The organism is Tepidiphilus sp. HLB4 (genome assembly GCF_054823945.1).
The window spans coordinates 1-1,145 of record NZ_JSYB01000001.1 but is presented as its reverse complement, the minus strand read 5'-3'; the positions used below and the strand labels follow the sequence as shown (position 1 = coordinate 1,145).

The following is a 1,145-nucleotide window of genomic DNA, read 5'->3' as shown; positions in this document are numbered from 1 at the left end:
AAATTTACAGAAAAAAGGTTGCACAACCTCCTACGAAACGATATTGACCCTGAACTCGTCGCCACGAACGAGTGGGCGGGGTAGTGCAGAGGTTCCCTAGGGAAACGCTGATCAAGTTGCAGCAGGGGTAGCGATGCGGGCTGTACGGGCTTGGGCGGCACGATTTTGCTCGCTCTGGCGGCCCCTGCGGGCCCGTTTTCGGGCCACCTGGCCCGCATTGGGCGCACTATGGGCGCACCAACGCCGGCACGCGCCGCGCGGCCATATACAGATTGACCATCGCTAGCGCCGTGAAGACGCGGTTGGCGTTCTTGGCAAGTCCGCGGTAGCGCACCTTGACGAACCCCCACAGGCGCTTGAGCACGTGAAACGGGTGCTCCACGCGCGCCCGAGTGCGGCTCTTGGTGCGGTTGCGCAGCCGCTCGGCCTCGTCCTGCCCGTCGGGCTTGCGCACGCGCCGGTTGGTGAAGTCGCGCGCCTGGGGTGCTGCCGCCTTGATGAGCGTGAGTCCAGACATAGGTGTTATCTATAGATACCCCTATTTTTCGGGGTCCAAGTTTCATATTGATGACACATTCCACGAATAAACTGCACGCAGGCAGAAACTTGCAAAGGTAACAACATGAAGTTGGAGAAGGACCGAGACGTCGTTCTGAGTCTCAAGGGAGTTTCCGTCCGCTACGGTGACTCGACCGTGGCCTTGCACCCGACGAGTCTGGATGTGAAGCAGGGAGAGTTTTTGGTGCTTCTGGGCGCCTCGGGCGCAGGGAAGTCCACCTTGTTACGAAGCATCAATGGACTGGTGCTGCCCACAAAAGGCGAGGTATCGATACCTGGCCTGGCAGGTGGGGTAGTCAACGCAAAGACGCTGAGAGAGCACCGCAAGCGCTGTGGGATGGTTTTCCAGCAGCATCATCTGATTGGACGTCAGTCGGTCCTCAGGAATGTTCTGATGGGAAAGCTCGGTGACAGGGGTGCATTCGCTTCGCTATGGCCGTGGAGCAAGAAGGACAAGCTGGAGGCGCTCACAGTGATTGAGCGTGTCGGGCTGCTCGAAAAGGCGCTCTCCCGGGCTGATGCCTTGTCTGGGGGGCAGCAGCAGCGCGTAGGCATAGCTAGGTGTCAGGTCCCGGACGATTGCGTGG

1 protein-coding gene and 1 pseudogene are annotated in these 1,145 nt (G+C 59.7%); one reads left to right on the top strand and one right to left on the bottom strand.

What is annotated here, in order from left to right; genetic code table 11:
* Positions 1–226: 226 nt before the first annotated feature.
* Positions 227–502, bottom strand: a pseudogene (locus tag OA56_RS00010) (transposase); the annotation flags it as partial.
* 120 nt (positions 503–622) lie between these two features.
* Here OA56_RS00010 and OA56_RS00005 point away from each other — a divergent pair.
* The coding region (locus OA56_RS00005) for a phosphonate ABC transporter ATP-binding protein (protein ID WP_461583052.1) at positions 623–1,145 on the top strand (523 nt) is incomplete at its 3' end.